The 15,621-nt window shown below is 63.5% G+C and carries 16 protein-coding genes; 5 read left to right on the top strand and 11 right to left on the bottom strand.

Translation table 11 applies throughout. The features are described 5' to 3' along the window. Positions 1-23: 23 nt before the first annotated feature. The gene (apaG, locus tag FJ951_RS01950; protein ID WP_140496634.1) at positions 24-416 is read left to right on the top strand and encodes a Co2+/Mg2+ efflux protein ApaG; all 393 of its coding nucleotides are present in this window, start codon (positions 24-26) and stop codon (positions 414-416) included. Positions 417-550: 134 nt separating this feature from the next. Here the strand turns inward: apaG and FJ951_RS01945 are convergent, their stop codons facing one another. The 3 genes from FJ951_RS01945 to FJ951_RS01935 all read right to left on the bottom strand — a co-directional run bounded on the left by FJ951_RS01945 (position 551) and on the right by FJ951_RS01935 (position 3,832). Beyond that, entirely contained in the window at positions 551-1,582 is a 1,032-nt protein-coding gene (locus tag FJ951_RS01945) for an Hsp33 family molecular chaperone (protein ID WP_140513251.1), read from the bottom strand. Between the two features lie 123 nt (positions 1,583-1,705). After that, complete coding sequence (argF, locus tag FJ951_RS01940; protein WP_140496638.1) at positions 1,706-2,617, bottom strand: ornithine carbamoyltransferase; 912 nt, start codon at positions 2,615-2,617, stop codon at positions 1,706-1,708. A 15-nt stretch (positions 2,618-2,632) separates the two neighbouring features. Beyond that, positions 2,633-3,832, bottom strand: coding sequence for an aspartate aminotransferase family protein (locus FJ951_RS01935; RefSeq protein ID WP_140496640.1), 1,200 nt, complete (start codon positions 3,830-3,832; stop codon positions 2,633-2,635). 355 nt (positions 3,833-4,187) lie between these two features. Here FJ951_RS01935 and FJ951_RS01930 point away from each other — a divergent pair, with 355 nt between their 5' ends. After that, entirely contained in the window at positions 4,188-4,706 is a 519-nt protein-coding gene (locus tag FJ951_RS01930) for a GcrA family cell cycle regulator (protein ID WP_140496642.1), read from the top strand. An 83-nt stretch (positions 4,707-4,789) separates the two neighbouring features. Here FJ951_RS01930 and FJ951_RS01925 read toward each other — a convergent pair whose 3' ends face one another. The 3 genes from FJ951_RS01925 to FJ951_RS01915 form a co-directional block, all read right to left on the bottom strand. Continuing rightward, complete coding sequence (locus tag FJ951_RS01925) at positions 4,790-5,797, bottom strand: magnesium and cobalt transport protein CorA (RefSeq protein ID WP_140496643.1); 1,008 nt, start codon at positions 5,795-5,797, stop codon at positions 4,790-4,792. A gap of 96 nt (positions 5,798-5,893) precedes the next feature. Further along, positions 5,894-6,619: a phosphate signaling complex protein PhoU gene (phoU, locus tag FJ951_RS01920; protein WP_140513249.1), complete on the bottom strand. Its 726-nt coding sequence runs from the start codon at positions 6,617-6,619 to the stop codon at positions 5,894-5,896. Positions 6,620-6,731: 112 nt separating this feature from the next. Further along, positions 6,732-7,997 (bottom strand): ATP-binding protein, encoded by a 1,266-nt coding sequence (locus FJ951_RS01915; RefSeq protein WP_140513247.1) that lies wholly within the window; start codon positions 7,995-7,997, stop codon positions 6,732-6,734. A gap of 194 nt (positions 7,998-8,191) precedes the next feature. Between FJ951_RS01915 and ppk2 the strand changes: the two genes are divergently transcribed. Beyond that, positions 8,192-9,100 carry a polyphosphate kinase 2 gene (ppk2, locus tag FJ951_RS01910; protein ID WP_140513245.1) on the top strand — a complete coding sequence of 303 codons (909 nt, stop codon included), beginning with the start codon at positions 8,192-8,194 and terminating at the stop codon, positions 9,098-9,100. A 56-nt stretch (positions 9,101-9,156) separates the two neighbouring features. Here the strand turns inward: ppk2 and FJ951_RS01905 are convergent, their stop codons facing one another. From FJ951_RS01905 to FJ951_RS01895, 3 genes are all read right to left on the bottom strand, one after another. Continuing rightward, complete coding sequence (locus tag FJ951_RS01905; RefSeq protein WP_224680799.1) at positions 9,157-9,924, bottom strand: enoyl-CoA hydratase-related protein; 768 nt, start codon at positions 9,922-9,924, stop codon at positions 9,157-9,159. Beyond that, the gene (locus FJ951_RS01900; protein WP_140496654.1) at positions 9,921-10,559 is read right to left on the bottom strand and encodes an acyl-homoserine-lactone synthase; all 639 of its coding nucleotides are present in this window, start codon (positions 10,557-10,559) and stop codon (positions 9,921-9,923) included. Before FJ951_RS01900 ends, FJ951_RS01905 begins: the two co-directional genes overlap by 4 nt. Before the next feature lie 96 nt (positions 10,560-10,655). Then, the gene (locus FJ951_RS01895) at positions 10,656-11,582 is read right to left on the bottom strand and encodes a LuxR family transcriptional regulator (protein ID WP_224618212.1); all 927 of its coding nucleotides are present in this window, start codon (positions 11,580-11,582) and stop codon (positions 10,656-10,658) included. Between the two features lie 60 nt (positions 11,583-11,642). Here FJ951_RS01895 and FJ951_RS01890 point away from each other — a divergent pair, with 60 nt between their 5' ends. Next, complete coding sequence (locus tag FJ951_RS01890; RefSeq protein ID WP_140513243.1) at positions 11,643-12,494, top strand: transporter substrate-binding domain-containing protein; 852 nt, start codon at positions 11,643-11,645, stop codon at positions 12,492-12,494. 94 nt (positions 12,495-12,588) lie between these two features. Here the strand turns inward: FJ951_RS01890 and FJ951_RS01885 are convergent, their stop codons facing one another. Continuing rightward, positions 12,589-12,996: a tellurite resistance TerB family protein gene (locus tag FJ951_RS01885; protein ID WP_140496659.1), complete on the bottom strand. Its 408-nt coding sequence runs from the start codon at positions 12,994-12,996 to the stop codon at positions 12,589-12,591. A gap of 160 nt (positions 12,997-13,156) precedes the next feature. On the opposite strand from FJ951_RS01885, the gene FJ951_RS01880 reads away from it, so the two are divergent. Then, positions 13,157-14,803 (top strand): lysine--tRNA ligase, encoded by a 1,647-nt coding sequence (locus FJ951_RS01880; protein WP_140513241.1) that lies wholly within the window; start codon positions 13,157-13,159, stop codon positions 14,801-14,803. Here FJ951_RS01880 and FJ951_RS01875 read toward each other — a convergent pair. Then, positions 14,769-15,620, bottom strand: a complete 852-nt coding sequence (locus tag FJ951_RS01875) for a thermonuclease family protein (protein ID WP_348642783.1) — start codon at positions 15,618-15,620, stop codon at positions 14,769-14,771. The two genes, FJ951_RS01880 and FJ951_RS01875, sit on opposite strands and share 35 nt — an antisense overlap. Position 15,621: the final 1 nt, after the last annotated feature.

Genomic DNA, 15,621 nt, shown 5'->3' with positions numbered 1-15,621 from the left:
CCGGATTTGTTTTGGAGCCGCTCATGTACCGCGCCGTCACGCGCAACATCGAAGTGCAGGTCAGGCCGTTCTATCTCGAGGACCGCTCGGATCCTTCGGAAAACCGCTATGTCTGGGGCTACCAGATAACGATCGACAACCAGTCCGACGAATTCGTGCAGCTGTTGTCGCGCTATTGGCACATAACCGACGGCGCCGGCCGGGTCGAGGAAGTGCGAGGTGCCGGCGTGGTCGGCGATCAGCCCGAACTCAATCCCGGCGACAGCTATCAATACACGTCGGGCTGTCCGCTCTCGACCCCGTCGGGGATCATGGTCGGCCACTACACCATGCGCAACGAGCGGGGCGAGACATTCGACATCGCCATCCCCGCCTTCTCACTCGACCTGCCGGGGACAAGGCGGACGGTGAATTAGACCAGGCGAAATCGGCGACAGCGTCGCCCCGTCCTATACGGCGAGAAATGTCCGGCAGGACAATGAGGGGCAGCGCCGCCCCTCGTCCGCCCTTCGGGCACCTTCTCCCCGTAGAACGGAGAGAAGGTGGAACCCTACTGGGTCGTAAATTCCGCCGGGTCGAAGTCATATTGCGTCGAGCAGAACTCGCAGGCGACGTGGATCCCACCGTCCTCGGTGCTGTCCTTGATCTCCTGCGCGGAGAAGCCCTCGAGGATGCCGCGGATCTTGTCGCGGGAGCATGAGCACTGATCGGCGACGGGAACGCCGCCGAAGACGCGCACGCCATGCTCGTGGAACAGACGATAGAGCAGCCGCTCTGCGCCGATGGTCGGATCGATCAGTTCGGTCGGCTCGATGGTGCCGAGCAGCGCCAGCAATTCCTGCCAGGAATTGTCTGTGGGATCGTGGATCTCCTCGCGCGGATCGCCATCCCCGCCGGGCAGGTCAGGAACGCGCATGCGCTCGGAGGCCTGCGGCAGGAACTGCGCCAGGATGCCGCCCGCCCGCCACTGCTCGCGCGCGCCGCCGGGGCCGGGCGTCAAAAGCTTGGCGACGGAAAGCCGGAGATCGGTCGGGATCTGCTCCGACTGGCGGAAATAGGTGCGCGCGGCCTCTTCCAGGGTCTCGCCGTCGAGCTGGACGATGCCCTGGTAGCGCTGCGTGTGAGCACCTTGGTCGATGGTCAGCGCCAGCACACCGTTGCCGAGCAGCGTTTGCTGCGAGGTCTCGCCGGCCGCAATCAGCGCCTCCAGCCGGTCGGCATCGAAGCGCGCATAGGCGCGCAGCGCCGAGGGCGTGGAAAAATCCGCGACCAGCATGTCGACAGGGCCGTCGGTGCGGGTCTGCAGGATGAACTTGCCCTCGAACTTGAGCGAGGTGCCTAGCAGCACCGTCAGCACACAGGCTTCCGCCAGCAACCGGGCGACCGGCTCGGGATAATCATGGCGGCCAAGGATCGCATCGAGCATCGGCCCGAGCTGAACGGTGCGGCCGCGCACATCGAGCGGGCCGACCTCGAAGGGCACGACGTGATCATCGCCGGCGTAACCGAATTCGCCGAGTTTGGGGTGATGTTCAGCCACTTGATGGGTTTCCAGCATGACAAAGCTCCAGGGCGCGGCCATGCCGCCCTTTGGGGAGCATGCGTCTAAACGCGCTTGATTTGCGTGATGCCGCGCAGATAGGCATCGCGCCTCCGGAGATCAAGTTCCCCGGCACGTCAAGCGCCAAGACACTTCAAGTCCACTTCAGGCCCCAAGACACCAGGCAAGCACGGCCTTCTGGGCGTGGAGCCGGTTCTCGGCCTCGTCGAAGACCACCGAATGTGGACCGTCGATGACCTCGTCGGTCACTTCCTCGCCGCGATGCGCCGGTAGGCAGTGCATGAACAGCGCGTCGGGCTTTGCCTTGGCCATCAGCTTGGCGTTGACCTGGTAGGGCGAAAACACATTGTGGCCGCGGGCACGGTGCTCCTGGCCCATCGACACCCAGCAGTCGGTGACGATGCAGTCGGCCTGGTCGACGGCTTCCTCTGGCGAGCGGGTAAAGGAGAGCTTGCCACCATGCGCCTTTGACCAGTCGACATGCTTCTGCGCCGGCTCGCTGCCTTCGGGCACCGCGACGTTGAGGTTGAAGCGGAACCGCGCCGAGGCTTCCAGCAGCGAATGCAGCACGTTGTTGCCGTCGCCGGTCCAGGCGATGGTCTTGCCGGCGACCGGACCGCGATGCTCCTCGAAGGTCATGATGTCGGCCATCAGCTGGCAAGGATGGGTATCGTCGGTGAGCCCGTTGATCACCGGGATGGTCGCATTCTCGGTCAGCTCCAGCAGCCGCTCATGCGAGGTGGTGCGGATCATGATGGCATCGACATAGCGCGACAGAACCTTGGCTGTGTCGGCGATGGTCTCGGAGCGGCCGAGCTGCATCTCGGTGCCGGTCAGCATGATGGTCTCGCCGCCAAGCTGACGCATGCCGACATCGAAGGAGACGCGCGTGCGCGTCGACGGCTTGTCGAAGATCATCGCCAGCACCTTGCCTTCGAGCGGTTTCGAGCGCTCGCCCGCCTTGAGCCGCGCCTTGCGCTCCACTGCGTCGGTCAGCATGGAGCGCAGGTCGCCTTCGGAAACGGCGGAGAGGTCGGTGAAATGACGAAGTGACATCAGGAGCTTTCGAATTTACTTCGCGGCTTCAGCGGCGATTGCCTCGGTCAGGGCCTTGGCGCCGGCGCGAATGCGCTCCAGCGCTTCATGGATCTCGCTGTCCGTGACGGTGAGCGGCGGCAGCAGGCGAATGACGTTGTCGCCGGCCGGAACCGCGAGCAGATGCTGGTCGCGCAGCGCCATGTTCACCTTGCCGTTGGGCATGGCGCATTTGAGGCCCAGCATCAGCCCCGTGCCCCTGATGTCCTCGATGACCTCGGGGAATTCGTCGGCCACCCCTGCCAGCCCTTGCTTCAACAACAGCGCCTTGCGCTGCACATCCGCCAGGAAGCCCTCCTCCAGCACCACGTCGAGCACGGCATTGCCGACCGCCATGGCCAGCGGGTTGCCGCCGAACGTAGTGCCGTGGACGCCCGCGGTCATGCCGACAGCCGCCTCGTCGGTGGCAAGGCAGGCGCCCATCGGGAAGCCACCGCCAATGCCTTTGGCGATGGCCATGATGTCTGGAGCGACCCCCGACCATTCATGCGCGAACAGCTTGCCGGTGCGGCCGATGCCGCACTGGACCTCATCGTAGATCAACAGCAGGCCGTGCTGGTCGCAGAGCTGCCGCAGCCGCTTCAGCGATTGTGTCGGCACCGGGCGGATACCGCCCTCGCCCTGCACCGGTTCGATCAGGATCGCCGCGGTCTCCGGCGTGATCGCCTTTTCGGCGGCGTCGATATCGTCGAAGCCGACCTGGTCGAAACCCTCGACCTTCGGGCCGAAACCTTCGAGATATTTGTACTGGCCGCCGGCCGCGATGGTCGCCAGCGTGCGGCCATGGAAGGCGCCTTCGAAAGTGATGACGCGGAAGCGCTCGGGATGCCCCTTGACGAAATGGTAGCGCCGCGCCGTCTTTATCGCGCATTCCAGCGCCTCGGCGCCAGAATTGGTGAAGAACACCTTGTCTGCGAAGGTGGCGTCGGCCAGCCGCTCGCCGAGCCGGCTCTGCCCCGGGATCTCGTAGAGGTTGGAGACGTGCCAGAGTTTGGCAGCCTGTTCAGTGAGCGCCGCGACCAGATGCGGATGGCCGTGGCCCAGCGAATTGACGGCTATGCCGCCGGCAAAGTCGAGATATCGCTCGCCCTTGTCGGTGACCAGCCAAGTGCCTTCCCCATGGTCGAAGGCCAGGGGTGCGCGAGCAAAGGTCTCGAAAAGCGCCGAACCGCTCATTATATGCGTCTCCGGAACCGGAAAATCAAAAAAGCCGCCAAAGCGGCGGCCTTTGCGGCTTATCGGGTTTTTCAGCCATGAAGTCAACGAAAACGTCGCGTAGTGGCGCGCGGCAAGCCTCCCGACGGGACGCCGGCTCATAAGTGAGCTGGCAAGTTGGGGAAAACCGAAAAAACCGATTCGTGTTGCACTTCGGACTCTTGTCACCGAGTCAGCGCATAAGGTAGTTGTAGTCGGGAAATAACTAGATTTCGTGCGGCGGACCTAATCACCAGATATATGTGGTGTCTGCCCCAGCAGTGGTGCTGGGCCGGGAATGGATTCCGATTGCCGTACGCTTAGCAGGAGCGCGGTCATGAATTGGACTGACGAGCGGGTCGAACTCTTGAGAAAACTGTGGTCGGAGGGTCTGAGCGCAAGCCAGATTGCTGCCCAGCTTGGAGGGGTCAGCCGCAATGCCGTCATCGGCAAGGTGCACCGGCTGAAATTGTCGGGCCGCGGGCGCGCCACGGCAGCGCCGGCACGCCAGAAGAAGACGGCGCAAGGGTCGGGCGCGCAGAAATCGGTGTCGCGCCCCGCGAGTGCGACCCGCCACGTCACGACATCGATCGGAGCAACGGCGCTGCAAGCGCAGTTCGATGCCGAGCCGGTGGCCCGCCACTATATCCGGCCGGTCGAGAATGTGGTGGTGCCGATCTCGCGGCATCTCCAGCTCACCGAACTCACCGAGCGCACCTGCAAATGGCCGAACGGCGATCCGCTGTCGGAGGACTTCAATTTCTGCGGCAACGAAGCCGCCGAAACCGGACCCTATTGTAAATACCATGCCCGCGTGGCGTTCCAGCCGGCAGCGGAGCGGCGGCGGAATAGATAAGGGACTAAGGCAGTAGGGCAGTAGGGCAGTATGTTTTGAATTTGCGCTCCCGAGCGTTTAGCCTACTGCCTACTGCCCTACTCTCACAGCCATCCGTTCTTGCGAAACCGCCAATAGAGGAAGCTGCAGATCAGCGCGATCGCCAGCAGCACCATCGGGTAGCCGTATTCCATCTTCAGTTCCGGCATGTCGCTGAAATTCATGCCGTATATGCCCGCGAAGGCTGTCGGCACGGCCAGGATTGCCGCCCATGAGGCGAGCTTTTTGGAGATCGCCGTTTCCTGGCTCTGGCCCACCAGCAGGCTCGCCTCGAAAGCAAAGGCCAGCACTTCGCGCAAGCTGTCGATCTTTTCCTGGACGGTGCGGATATGGTCGGTCACGTCACGAAACAGCGGGTGCATGGCTGAATGGATCTGCGGCAGGTCGGCGCTGGTCAGCCGGCGGCAGACCTCCACCAGCGGCAGTGCGGCATTGCGCAGCCGCAACAGATCGCGACGCAGCATATAAAGGCGTTCGATATCGGGGCCGGTCATCGGCTTCAGCAGGACCCGGTCCTCGATCGCCTCGACCTCATCCTCAATCTGCTCGAGCACCGGCATGTAGTTGTCGACGATGAAATCGAGAATGGCATAGAGGACGAAATCCTCGCCCTTGGCCAGTGAATGCGGGCAGCTTTCCCAGTGCTGGCGCACCACAGCATAGGATGTCGAAGGGCCGTGCCTGACGCTGACGATGTAGCCGCTGCCCACAAACAGATGCGTCTCGCCGAAGGTGACGCGGCCCTCGATCAGCTGCGCGGTGCGGGCGACGATGAACAGCGCATCGCCATACTGCTCGATCTTCGGCCGTTGGTGCGGATGCTCGGCATCCTCGATTGCGAGCTCATGCAGATGAAATTGCGCCTGGACGCGCAGCAGAAGCTCGCGATCGGGTTCAAGCAGCCCAATCCACACGACGTGTCCCGCTTTCCTGGCCCATGTGCCGGCTTCCTCGATCGGGATGTCGGCGATGCGGCGCCCGGCTGTGTAGACGCTGGAGGCGATGACGGCCGATGTCGGCGGCGCGGGCTTGAAATCCCGGACATATTCCATCGCAGCCTCCCGAAGCACTGCCTTTGCTGGGAACCAGCAGGCTTGCCTCAGGGATAGTCTAGCGCAATACGACCAAGCGTTCGAGAAAAAGTGCGTTCACTTGACCGGCTGCGTTGCGGAAAGGCCGATCTTGTCCGTCTTGTCGCCCTTCGGCCGCTCGCTCGGCATCTGGTCGCCGGTGACGATATAGTAGATCGTCTCGGCAATGTTGGTGGCATGGTCACCGATGCGTTCGATGTTCTTGGCGCAGAACAGCAGATGCGTGCAAGGCGTGATGTTGCGCGGATCTTCCATCATGTAGGTCAGCAATTCGCGAAACAGCGACGTGTACATGGCGTCGATCTGGTCGTCGCGGTCACGTACGAAGCCGATCCTTTCGACCGAGCGCGAGGCGTAGACGTCGAGCACTTCCTTGAGTTGGGTCAACGCTAGGTCGGCCAGGGCTTCGAGGCCGCGGAACAGGCTGGTCGGCTGGCGCCCGTCGGCAACCGCCACCACACGCTTGGCGACATTCTTGCCGAGATCGCCGACCCGCTCGAGATCGGCCGAGATGCGGATCGCGCCGACGATCTCGCGCAAGTCCGTCGCCATCGGCTGGCGCCGGGCGATGATGATGATTGCCCTGTCGTCGATTTCGCGCTGGCCTTCGTCGAGGACGGCGTCGTCGCGGATCACCTTCTGGGCAAGGCCGGGATCGGCATTGACCAGGGCGGAGATCGCCTGTTCGACCATGCGTTCGGCATGTCCGCCCATGGCGGCGATGCGCTTCGACAGATCTTTCAGCTCCTCGTCATAGGCGCTGACTATGTGCACGGACTGCATGACCGGATGCCTTCCCACGGATGATCTGATTTTGAGTCGTTTCCTCGAATCCCCGCTGATACGCTAACCGGATGACAGAAAAAAGAAATGGCACCTTGGAAACTAGGGCGGCTCAGGCCGCCGGCAAATGAACCGAGAAGGCGGCGCCCTTGCCGACTTCGGACTTGATCGAGAGCCTGGCGTTGTGGCGCGTCAGGATATGCTTGACGATCGACAGGCCAAGGCCTGTACCCTTCTGGGTTCGACTGCTCTCGACGTCGACGCGATAGAAGCGCTCCGTGATGCGCGGAATGTGCTCCTCGGGAATGCCGGGGCCAAAATCCCTGATCGTCACGTCGATGCCCGCTTCGCCCTCGGCGTCGCCGCGCGCGATCGACACCACCACGCGGCCGCCCGACTGCCCATATTTGCAGGCGTTTTCCAGAAGGTTCTCGAAGACCTGGAACAGTTCGTCGCGATCGCCCGGCACGTCGAGAGGGCCGTCGGCGAAATCCCGCTCGATGACGACGCCGTTTTCCCGCGCCAGCGGGGCCAGCGAATCGATGACGCTGTCGACGGTCTGGTGCAGATCGACCTCGGTCCCCGGCCGCAGATAGGGCTTCATCTCCAGCCGCGACAGCGACAAAAGGTCATCGATCAGGCGTGCCATGCGGCCGGTCTGGTTCTGCATGATCTGCAGGAACTGCTCGCGCGCCGCCGGATCATTGCGGGCCGGTCCGCGCAGCGTTTCGATGAAACCCGATATCGAGGCGAGCGGCGTGCGCAATTCGTGGCTGGCATTGGCGATGAAATCTGCGCGCATGCGGTCGATGCGGCGCGCTTCGCTCTGGTCCTTGAACACCATCACGTAGAGATCGGTGCCGTGACCGACCGAGGAGGCGCTGACCCGGTAAGTCCGCTCGACCGGCAGCCTCTCGGTGTAGTCGATGACATCCGACGCGACCTCGCCCGACAGCAGGCCGTCCAGAAGAGCCTGCATTTCGGGCGCACGGAATTTCAGCGACAGCGATACGCCCGGGGCGATGCCGCCAAACGCGGCGAAGGCGGCGGCGTTGGCATGAACGATCGCCGCGGCATGGTCGAAGATGATCAAGGGGTCGGCGACGGCCGCCGCCAGATATTCGCCGGACAGGCGTTGCAGGCCGATGGCCTCGATCGCCGCGCCGCTTTCGCCGGGCTGGCGCGTGGCTCCAGCCGGTATCATCGCCGCCACCAGCAGCAAAGCCAGCGCCGGCAGCAGCACATAGGCGGAAATGCCCGCAAAGGCATAAACCGCCATGACCGCGACAAGACCGGCGACCAGCAACCATCGGCTGTTCCACAGCCGCGCGGCAAGCGCCTGCGTCATGCCCTTCTCATCTGCGCCTTGGTCCGCCATTCGCGCCTGCGCCCCGCTCCCGGTCCGGCAATTTCGCTGGACCGGCCTGGCGCATGACGCCGAAAAATCAGAATCGATTTTCGGAAAGGATCATGCGCAAAATCCAAAAGTGCAGCGCCCTTTGCGTCTGAAGCGGCGCGCGGCACTGCAATGGCTCAATAGCACGAGTCCGTAAGCTGGAAAGGTTCGCCTCGATGAAAAAAGCCAAGGAAAACACCGCCGCGCCGACCCCGGGGCCGCTGAAGCTCAGGATCAACGGCAAGGAGCGGGAGTTCGACATCGAGAATCCGGCACTGCCGGACTGGGTCGAGGAGCGCAAGCTGATCGCGGGTGGCTATCCCTACGACAAGAAGATGAAGAGCGACGAGTATGACGAGACGCTCGAGGCCTTGCAGATCGAGCTGGTCAAGGCGCAGGCGTGGCTGCAGTCGACAGGCAGGCGGATGATGGCGCTGTTCGAGGGCCGCGACGCGGCCGGCAAGGGCGGCACGATTTTCGTCCTGCGCCAGTACCTCAATCCGCGCACGGCACGCAACGTAGCGCTGACCAAGCCGACGCCGACCGAGCTGGGGCAATGGTACTACCAGCGTTATGCAGACCACTTCCCGACCGCGGGCGAATTCGTCACGTTCGACCGTTCCTGGTACAACCGCGCCGGCGTCGAACCGGTGATGGGCTTCTGCACGCCAGAACAGCACGAGAAGTTTCTCGACGAGACACCGCACTTCGAAAGGATGATCGTCAATGACGGCATCCACTTCTTCAAATTCTGGCTGAACATCGGCCGGGAAACGCAGCTCGAGCGATTTCACGATCGCCGCCACAGTCCGCTGAAGAGCTGGAAGTTTTCGCCGATCGACATTGCCGGCATTACCAAGTGGGACGATTACACCAGGGCGCGCGATACCATGTTCGAGCGCACCCACAAGGAATTCGCTCCCTGGATCATCGTGCGTGCCAACGACAAGCGCCGCGCGCGGCTGGCGGTGATGCGGCGCATCCTCCTGTCGCTGCCTTATGACGGCCGCGACCTCGACATCATCGGCAAGGAAGACAAGAAAATCATCGGCGAAGGGCCGTCATTCCTGGCAAAACAGGACTGACGGTGCCTGCGCCACGCGGCACTGGACCGCGTGGCGCAACGCCTTCGGCGCGACGCTCAGGCCGCCAACCGGGCAATCCGCTGCAGCCGCCGCAGCGTGGTGTCGTCCTGCAGCGCCTGCTGGAACAGCGAGATCTCCTGATCGATGCGTTCGCAAAGTTCCGCGGGGTTCCCCTTGAGCAGGCCCCGCGTCTGCAGCAACGCGGCGACCGGCTTCCTGGCGAGCTGCCTTGCCCGGCCGAGGGTTGCCTCCTCGACGCTGCCTTCGGAGACGATCTCGGCGACCAGGCCGAGCGCCCTGGCGTCGTCGGCGCACAGCGTGTCGCCGAGGCAGAAAAAGCGGAAGGCGCCGGCGTAGCCGAGCTTCTGCGGCGCCAGGATGCTGGTCGCGGCATCCGGCACCAGGCCGAAATCGACGAACGGCACCCGGAACGTGCTTTCGGCGGACGCGATCACCATGTCGCAATGGAACAGGATGGTGCAGCCAACGCCGACCGCATCGCCGTCGACACAGGCCAGTATGGGTTTGGGGAACGTCGCCAGCGTGCGGAACATGTCGGTGACGGCGGCGATCAGCTTCTGGTGCTTGGTAGCGTCGAGAAATTCGGAAAAATCGCCGCCGAGGCAGAAGCAGCCCGCCAGACCGCGCAGCACGACGACACGCACATCGTCATTGTCGGCGGCTTCGTGAAATGTCCTGGCCAGGCTTTCATAGGCCCTTCTGTCGAGCACCGGCCGGCCGTCGGTCGACGATACGGTGACGATCAGCGTGTGGTTGCGCAGTTCGGGTTGCGGGTGCGCGTTCATGGCCGTTTCCGATCTCATGACGCCCGCCTTTGCCCGAACATATCGGGATATCCCCTGGCCAGAACGGGAGCGTGGTGATTGCGGCGCGAACGCACCACATCCAGCGTGTGCTCATTGAAGGTGAGCAGCGTCGCGACGACCTGCTGGTTGCCATAGGTGCGCTGATAGCCCAGCGGCGTGGCCAGGAAATGCAGCTGCAGCGCGCGCAGCACCCACATCGGCTCGAACTCGATGATCACCTTGTCGACGCCGCGCTTCAGCCCCCACTCGACGAAGCCGGCAATGAGCTCGGTACCGACGGTCGAAACGCCTCGGCGGCCGTCGCGAAAGCCGGGTGCCACTGCATAGCGGGTCAGTTCCCAGATGTTCGGACCCGACGGCGGCGTTCCCACGGAAAGATCGGCCAGCACCTCGGTCAAGAGATGTGGCCGCGTGGTCGGCAACATCCTCTGATAGCCCGCGACCTCGTTGCCTCTGATGACGATCTGATGCACCGCTTCGTCATGATCGAACTGGTCGATCTCGAAGCCATCGGGGCGCCGCAGGTCCTCCCACCCCATTTCCTCGACGAAAATCCTGTAGCGCAGCCGATGCACGGCCTCCCACAGATCGGGATGTTCCATCAGTTCTTTTGTTGTAAGGGAAAAAATCATTTTGCCGTCTCCTGTTCAAGAGGAAGATACGGCCGTGCCCTCGCAAGAAAATTACGCGATCACGTAGGCAGGAATTTCTAGGCCGACCCGGCCGACCTAACTAATATAGCCGCGCCTTATCGCTTCAGCGACTGCCTGTACGCGGTTGACGGCGCCGAGTTTGCTTTTGGCGTTAAGGAGGTGTTTCTCCGACGTGTGTTCCGAGATGCCGAGGATTTGCGAAATCTCCCATTCGGACTTGCCGACGGCGGCCCATTGCAGGCATTCGCGTTCGCGCGGTGTCAGCTCTACGCTATCGATGGTCTTGCTGGCCTTCGTGTGAAGCTGCATGGCGCGGCCCACCGCATAGGTCGACACCAGCGACACCAGGCCGAACTCGGCGGCGGACAGTTCCACGGCCTCGCCACCCAGTGACACCATGACGATCTGGCCGTCGAGCGTGATCAGCGGGAAGGCCAGCCCGTCGCGCAGCTTGAACACGACGGCGTCGCCCATCACTTCGCCGCTGCTTCTGTCGATGCTAACGCCCTGGGCCGCTTCCCGCCACTGGAACGGCGCCTGCAACTGTTTCATGTGGCTGACGATCGGGTCGTGATCGACATAGTTGCGCGCCACGTAGCGCTCCAACCATTCGACAGGCCAGTCGCAAAGCAGCACATGCTGCTTTTGCTGGCCGGTCGGCGTGCCCGGTTGCGGTACGGTGCCCGCCATCAGAGCGGTCAGGCCAAAATCCGACGTTATGCCCAACAGCCTCTCGCAAACCGCAGCCGCCGTTCCGGCTTGCTGCAGGTGATCTATGTATTCCAGCGTGCGATCGAACTGACCCATCGCAACATCAAACCCCATGTTGCCTCGTTGAAATCGATGATCCGTGCCTTGTTGGCACTTCGCCACCGACCAGGGATTGCAAAGCGTTGCCTTGTGGTTGTGGTTCTCGACCCTGGTCCCCACCCGGGCAGCCACCGCTGTTTGCAAACCTGCTAAAGCATATCCTGAAATCGACGCGTTGAAATCAAAAAGCATTGTGCCTGTACTATTTTCGTACCAGAACCGATGCGAACACAGGTGCGGTGGAAGTTTATCATGGCGTTCCAGCGGAGGTCTCTCGTCCTTGCGTCGATGCTGATCGCGTCGCTGGCGTTGGGTGAGCGCGCGCGCGCGGCCGAGCCGCAGGTGCCGGTGCTGTGGGATGCCAAGGAGCGGCTACCGAAACCGGATCTCTCCGCACTGCCGCGGCTGCGGTTCCTGACCACCACCGATTTCCCGCCCTTCAACTTCCTGGACGCCGCGGGAAAGCTGTCCGGTTTCCACATCGACCTGGCGCGCGCCATCTGCGCCGAGCTCGGCATCGTCGACAAATGTCAGATCCAGGCATTGCCCTGGGCCGAGCTCGAAGGAGCGCTTGAGAAAGGCGAAGGCGAAGCGATCATTGCCGGCATCGCCGCGACGCCGCAGTCACGCCAGACATACGCCTTCTCGCGCTCCTACCTGCAATTTCCGGCGCGCTTCATCATGCCGAAGGGCGAGGCGCTGACCGAGCCGCTGTTCGCCAAGCTGCGCGGCAAGCGTGTCGGCGTGATATCAGGCTCGGCGCATGAGCGCATGCTGCGCGATTATTTCAACACCGTTCAGGTTGTCACCTTCGACAGGCCGGAAGACCTCTACGCCAACCTCAAGGCCGGCAAGATCGATGCCGCCTTCGGCGATGGCATGCGTTTCGCCTTTTGGCTGGGCGGTTCGGATGCGGCCGGCTGCTGCCGCTTTGCCGGCGGACCTTATCTGGCGCCGGAATATCTGGGTTCGGGCATGGCCATCGCCGCCCGATCCGATGACCCGGCGCTGGCCGCCGCTCTCGACTACGCGCTGCAGGAGATTTCGCTGAAAGGCACGTTCGCCGAGTTCTACCTGCGCTATTTCCCGGTCAGTTTCTTCTGATCCGGTCCCGGTCAGTTTCTTCTGATCCGGTCCCGGTCAGCTTTTTCTGATCCGGTGCCGGTCAGTTTCTTCCGGTCGGGTTGAGTGTCGCCGCTCAGGTCAGCGTGCGCAGGCGCGCCTTGGCCGCACGCGCGATCGCCGCGACGGTCAGCGTGTCGAGATCGAGCTTGAGGCGAATGAGTTGGAGCACCCGCACCTCCTCCATCCGCATTTCGAGATCGACGGCCGCGACCTCGAAGGCGGCCGCATAGGCGGTGTCGCGCAGGCGCTCCGGCAGGGCCTCGGCCACGCTTGCCAGGACACCCTCCAGCCCGCCCTTTTCATGCAGCTTCTTCTGGCAGGCCTGGGCGACGCCAACCAGGCGGTCGTGGTCGAAATCCTCGAACACCGGCCATGAGCGGACGACCTCGCCGATCCGCGCCAGCTCGACATCCGTCATGTCGCGGTCGGAGGCGGAGGTGATGACCATCAGGTAGATCAGCGCTTCATGCGGGGTCGGCATTCAACAACTCCTCGATACGGGCTGCGAAGGTAGGAACGCGTTCCCTGCGCTGCAAGGAAAAAGCGCCGCGCTCGTTGACGCTCCGGTCAGGCGCGCATAGAGACCGGTTGAAAAATCCTCACTTGCGGCTTTGCCGGCGTCTAATTTGGAAAACAGTGACATGGCGGGATCAAACATCATCGATCTCAATCCCGAAGTGCTGACGGCGGCGGCCGAAAGCAAGGCGTGGCCGTTCGAGGAAGCCCGCAAGATCATTGAGCGCTACAAGGGCCGCGAACTCCCGCAAACGGTGCTGTTCGAAACCGGATATGGCCCGTCCGGCCTGCCGCATATCGGCACGTTCGGCGAGGTGGCGCGCACGTCGATGGTGCGGCATGCCTTCCGCGTCATCACGCAGGACAAGGTCGCTACCAAGCTGCTGTGCTTTTCCGACGACATGGACGGCATGCGCAAGATACCCGACAGTGTGCCGGATCGCGCGGCGCTGGAGCCGCACCTGCACAAGCCGCTGTCTTCGGTGCCCAACCCTTTCGGCGGCGATTATGCGAGTTTCGCCGACCACAACAACGCGATGCTCTGCCGCTTCCTCGACACGTTCGGCTTCGACTACGAGTTCGCCAGCGCGACGCAGTACTACAAGGCCGGCCGCTTCGACGCGATGCTGTTGCGCGCGGCCGAACGCTACGACCAGATCATGGCGGTGATGCTGCCGACGCTGGGAGAGGAGCGGCAGGCGACCTACAGCCCGTTCCTGCCGATCTCGCCGAAGAGCGGCCGCGTGCTCTACGTTCCCATGAAGCATGTCGATGCCAGGGCGGGCACCATCACCTTCGACGATGACGGTACCGAGACCACGCTGCCGGTTACCGGCGGCAAGGTGAAGCTGCAGTGGAAGCCCGATTTCGGAATGCGCTGGGCGGCCCTTGGCGTCGATTTCGAGATGTTCGGCAAGGACCATCAGACCAATGCGGTGGTCTATGACCGCATCTGCAACATCCTCGGCGGGCACGCGCCGGAGCATTTCGTCTACGAGCTGTTCCTGGACGAGAACGGCCAGAAGATCTCCAAATCCAAGGGCAATGGGCTGACCATCGACGAATGGCTGACTTACGCGCCGACGGAGAGCCTGGGACTCTATATGTACCAGCGGCCGCGACAGGCCAAGAAGCTCTATTTCGACGTCATCCCGCGGGCCGTGGACGAATATTACACCTTCCTTGCAGCCTATCGGAGGCAGGACTGGAAGGAACGGCTGGGCAACCCGGTCTGGCACATGCACGACGGCAATCCGCCCGCCATCGATATGCCCGTGCCGTTCTCGCTGCTGCTCAACTTGGTCAGCGCCTCCAATGCGCAGAACAAGGACGTGCTGTGGGGCTTCATCTCGCGCCATGTGCGGGGCGTGACGCCGGCGACCCACCCTGAGCTCGACAGGCTGACGGGTTATGCGATCCGCTATTTCGACGATTTCGTGAAGCCGACGAAGACCTTCCGCGCGCCCGACGACGTCGAGCGGGAGGCGCTGGAAGCGTTGGATCAGGCGCTTGGCGCCCTGCCGGCGGGCTCGGACGGCGAGGCGATCCAGAACGCCGCGCTCAACGTCGCCCGCAAGGTGGAACGCTATCAGGATCATTCCAAGAAGAGCCCCGAAGGTGGTCCGGGCGTTTCGGGCGCCTTCTTCCAGATGATCTACCAGGTGCTGATCGGGCAGGAGCGCGGACCGCGCTTCGGCTCGTTCGCGGCACTCTACGGCATCGCCGAGACGCGCGGGCTCATTCAGAAGGCGTTGGCTGGTCAGCTGACTTGAGAATGCCGCCGACCTCTTCCAGGATCGAGCCCGGCGCTTGCGGCGCCGGGGCGGGCGCGGCCGGCATCGAAGGCACGCCTGAAAGGCTTGGCGCCGATCCGAAAATGCCTTTCCTTTCGCTGCGCGCCTTTTCCCCGACTTCGACGTAAGGGCCGCCTTTGGCGGCGCGCGCCCAGCCGTTCTCGACCAGCCATCGGCCGACATCCTGCTTGCCGATCCGGCAGTCGGCGGCGATCAGGTCGCGGCCGCCTTCCGGCGGCACGGCGCAGACCACCGCCCGGCCGCGCAGGAAGGCGCGGAACGCCGTGCGCGCGCGGACGCCGCAGGGCCAGGATTTACCGTCCGAGGTGCAGGTCTCGTCCTGCCCGACAATGTCGACGCCGGAAACCGCGACAGAATAGCCCTTCGCCTCGATCAGTCCGGCGGCGGGCGCGACCGGCTGGAACAGCTTCGTCCCTTTCCAGTCGTCCGGCATTTTCGGCTTGGGCGGCATGGCCAGCGCCAGCTTGCTCAACGGCGCGCGCGGCTCCACCCGCTCCAGCTCCTTGCTGGGAAGCTCCGGCGGCGCCACGACTTGGGGATCGATCGCACGCGAGTGCGGGCTAGCGGCGGGGGGCGGCGGAGCGGCAATGGCCGATGTGGCCGGCTCCTCCGGCACACCGTCGGTGCCTGGCTGAGAGACCGTATCGGCGCTCGGATCGATCTGTTCCACCGCGACGGCAGCTTCGCCGCTCTTCAGCGCGCGGCCGCCGGCGACTACCAGCGCGGCCATTCCAGGGACCATCAGAACCGCAAGGACAAGATGAGGAAGCCGCACC

Origin of the sequence: Mesorhizobium sp. B2-2-3, from assembly GCF_006442405.1 — a bacterium.
GTDB lineage: Bacteria > Pseudomonadota > Alphaproteobacteria > Rhizobiales > Rhizobiaceae > Mesorhizobium.
The sequence above is the reverse complement of the archived record's forward strand: the minus strand, read 5'-3'. Positions and strand labels throughout refer to the sequence as shown.

Bases quoted from the DNA above. Each gene is read 5' to 3' on its own strand.
- FJ951_RS01930 (WP_140496642.1), top strand. From the start codon at position 4,188: ATGAATTGGACTGACGAGCGGGTCGAACTCTTGAGAAAACTGTGGTCG.
- FJ951_RS01925 (WP_140496643.1), bottom strand. From the start codon at position 5,797: ATGGAATATGTCCGGGATTTCAAGCCCGCGCCGCCGACATCGGCCGTC.
- FJ951_RS01890 (WP_140513243.1), top strand. From the start codon at position 11,643: ATGGCGTTCCAGCGGAGGTCTCTCGTCCTTGCGTCGATGCTGATCGCG.
- apaG (WP_140496634.1), top strand. From the start codon at position 24: ATGTACCGCGCCGTCACGCGCAACATCGAAGTGCAGGTCAGGCCGTTC.
- phoU (WP_140513249.1), bottom strand. From the start codon at position 6,619: ATGCAGTCCGTGCACATAGTCAGCGCCTATGACGAGGAGCTGAAAGAT.
- FJ951_RS01935 (WP_140496640.1), bottom strand. From the start codon at position 3,832: ATGAGCGGTTCGGCGCTTTTCGAGACCTTTGCTCGCGCACCCCTGGCC.
- FJ951_RS01880 (WP_140513241.1), top strand. From the start codon at position 13,157: ATGGCGGGATCAAACATCATCGATCTCAATCCCGAAGTGCTGACGGCG.
- argF (WP_140496638.1), bottom strand. From the start codon at position 2,617: ATGTCACTTCGTCATTTCACCGACCTCTCCGCCGTTTCCGAAGGCGAC.
- FJ951_RS01915 (WP_140513247.1), bottom strand. From the start codon at position 7,997: ATGGCGGACCAAGGCGCAGATGAGAAGGGCATGACGCAGGCGCTTGCC.
- FJ951_RS01945 (WP_140513251.1), bottom strand. From the start codon at position 1,582: ATGGCCGCGCCCTGGAGCTTTGTCATGCTGGAAACCCATCAAGTGGCT.
- FJ951_RS01900 (WP_140496654.1), bottom strand. From the start codon at position 10,559: ATGATTTTTTCCCTTACAACAAAAGAACTGATGGAACATCCCGATCTG.
- FJ951_RS01895 (WP_224618212.1), bottom strand. From the start codon at position 11,582: ATGCTTTTTGATTTCAACGCGTCGATTTCAGGATATGCTTTAGCAGGT.
- FJ951_RS01905 (WP_224680799.1), bottom strand. From the start codon at position 9,924: ATGAGATCGGAAACGGCCATGAACGCGCACCCGCAACCCGAACTGCGC.
- ppk2 (WP_140513245.1), top strand. From the start codon at position 8,192: ATGAAAAAAGCCAAGGAAAACACCGCCGCGCCGACCCCGGGGCCGCTG.
- FJ951_RS01885 (WP_140496659.1), bottom strand. From the start codon at position 12,996: ATGCCGACCCCGCATGAAGCGCTGATCTACCTGATGGTCATCACCTCC.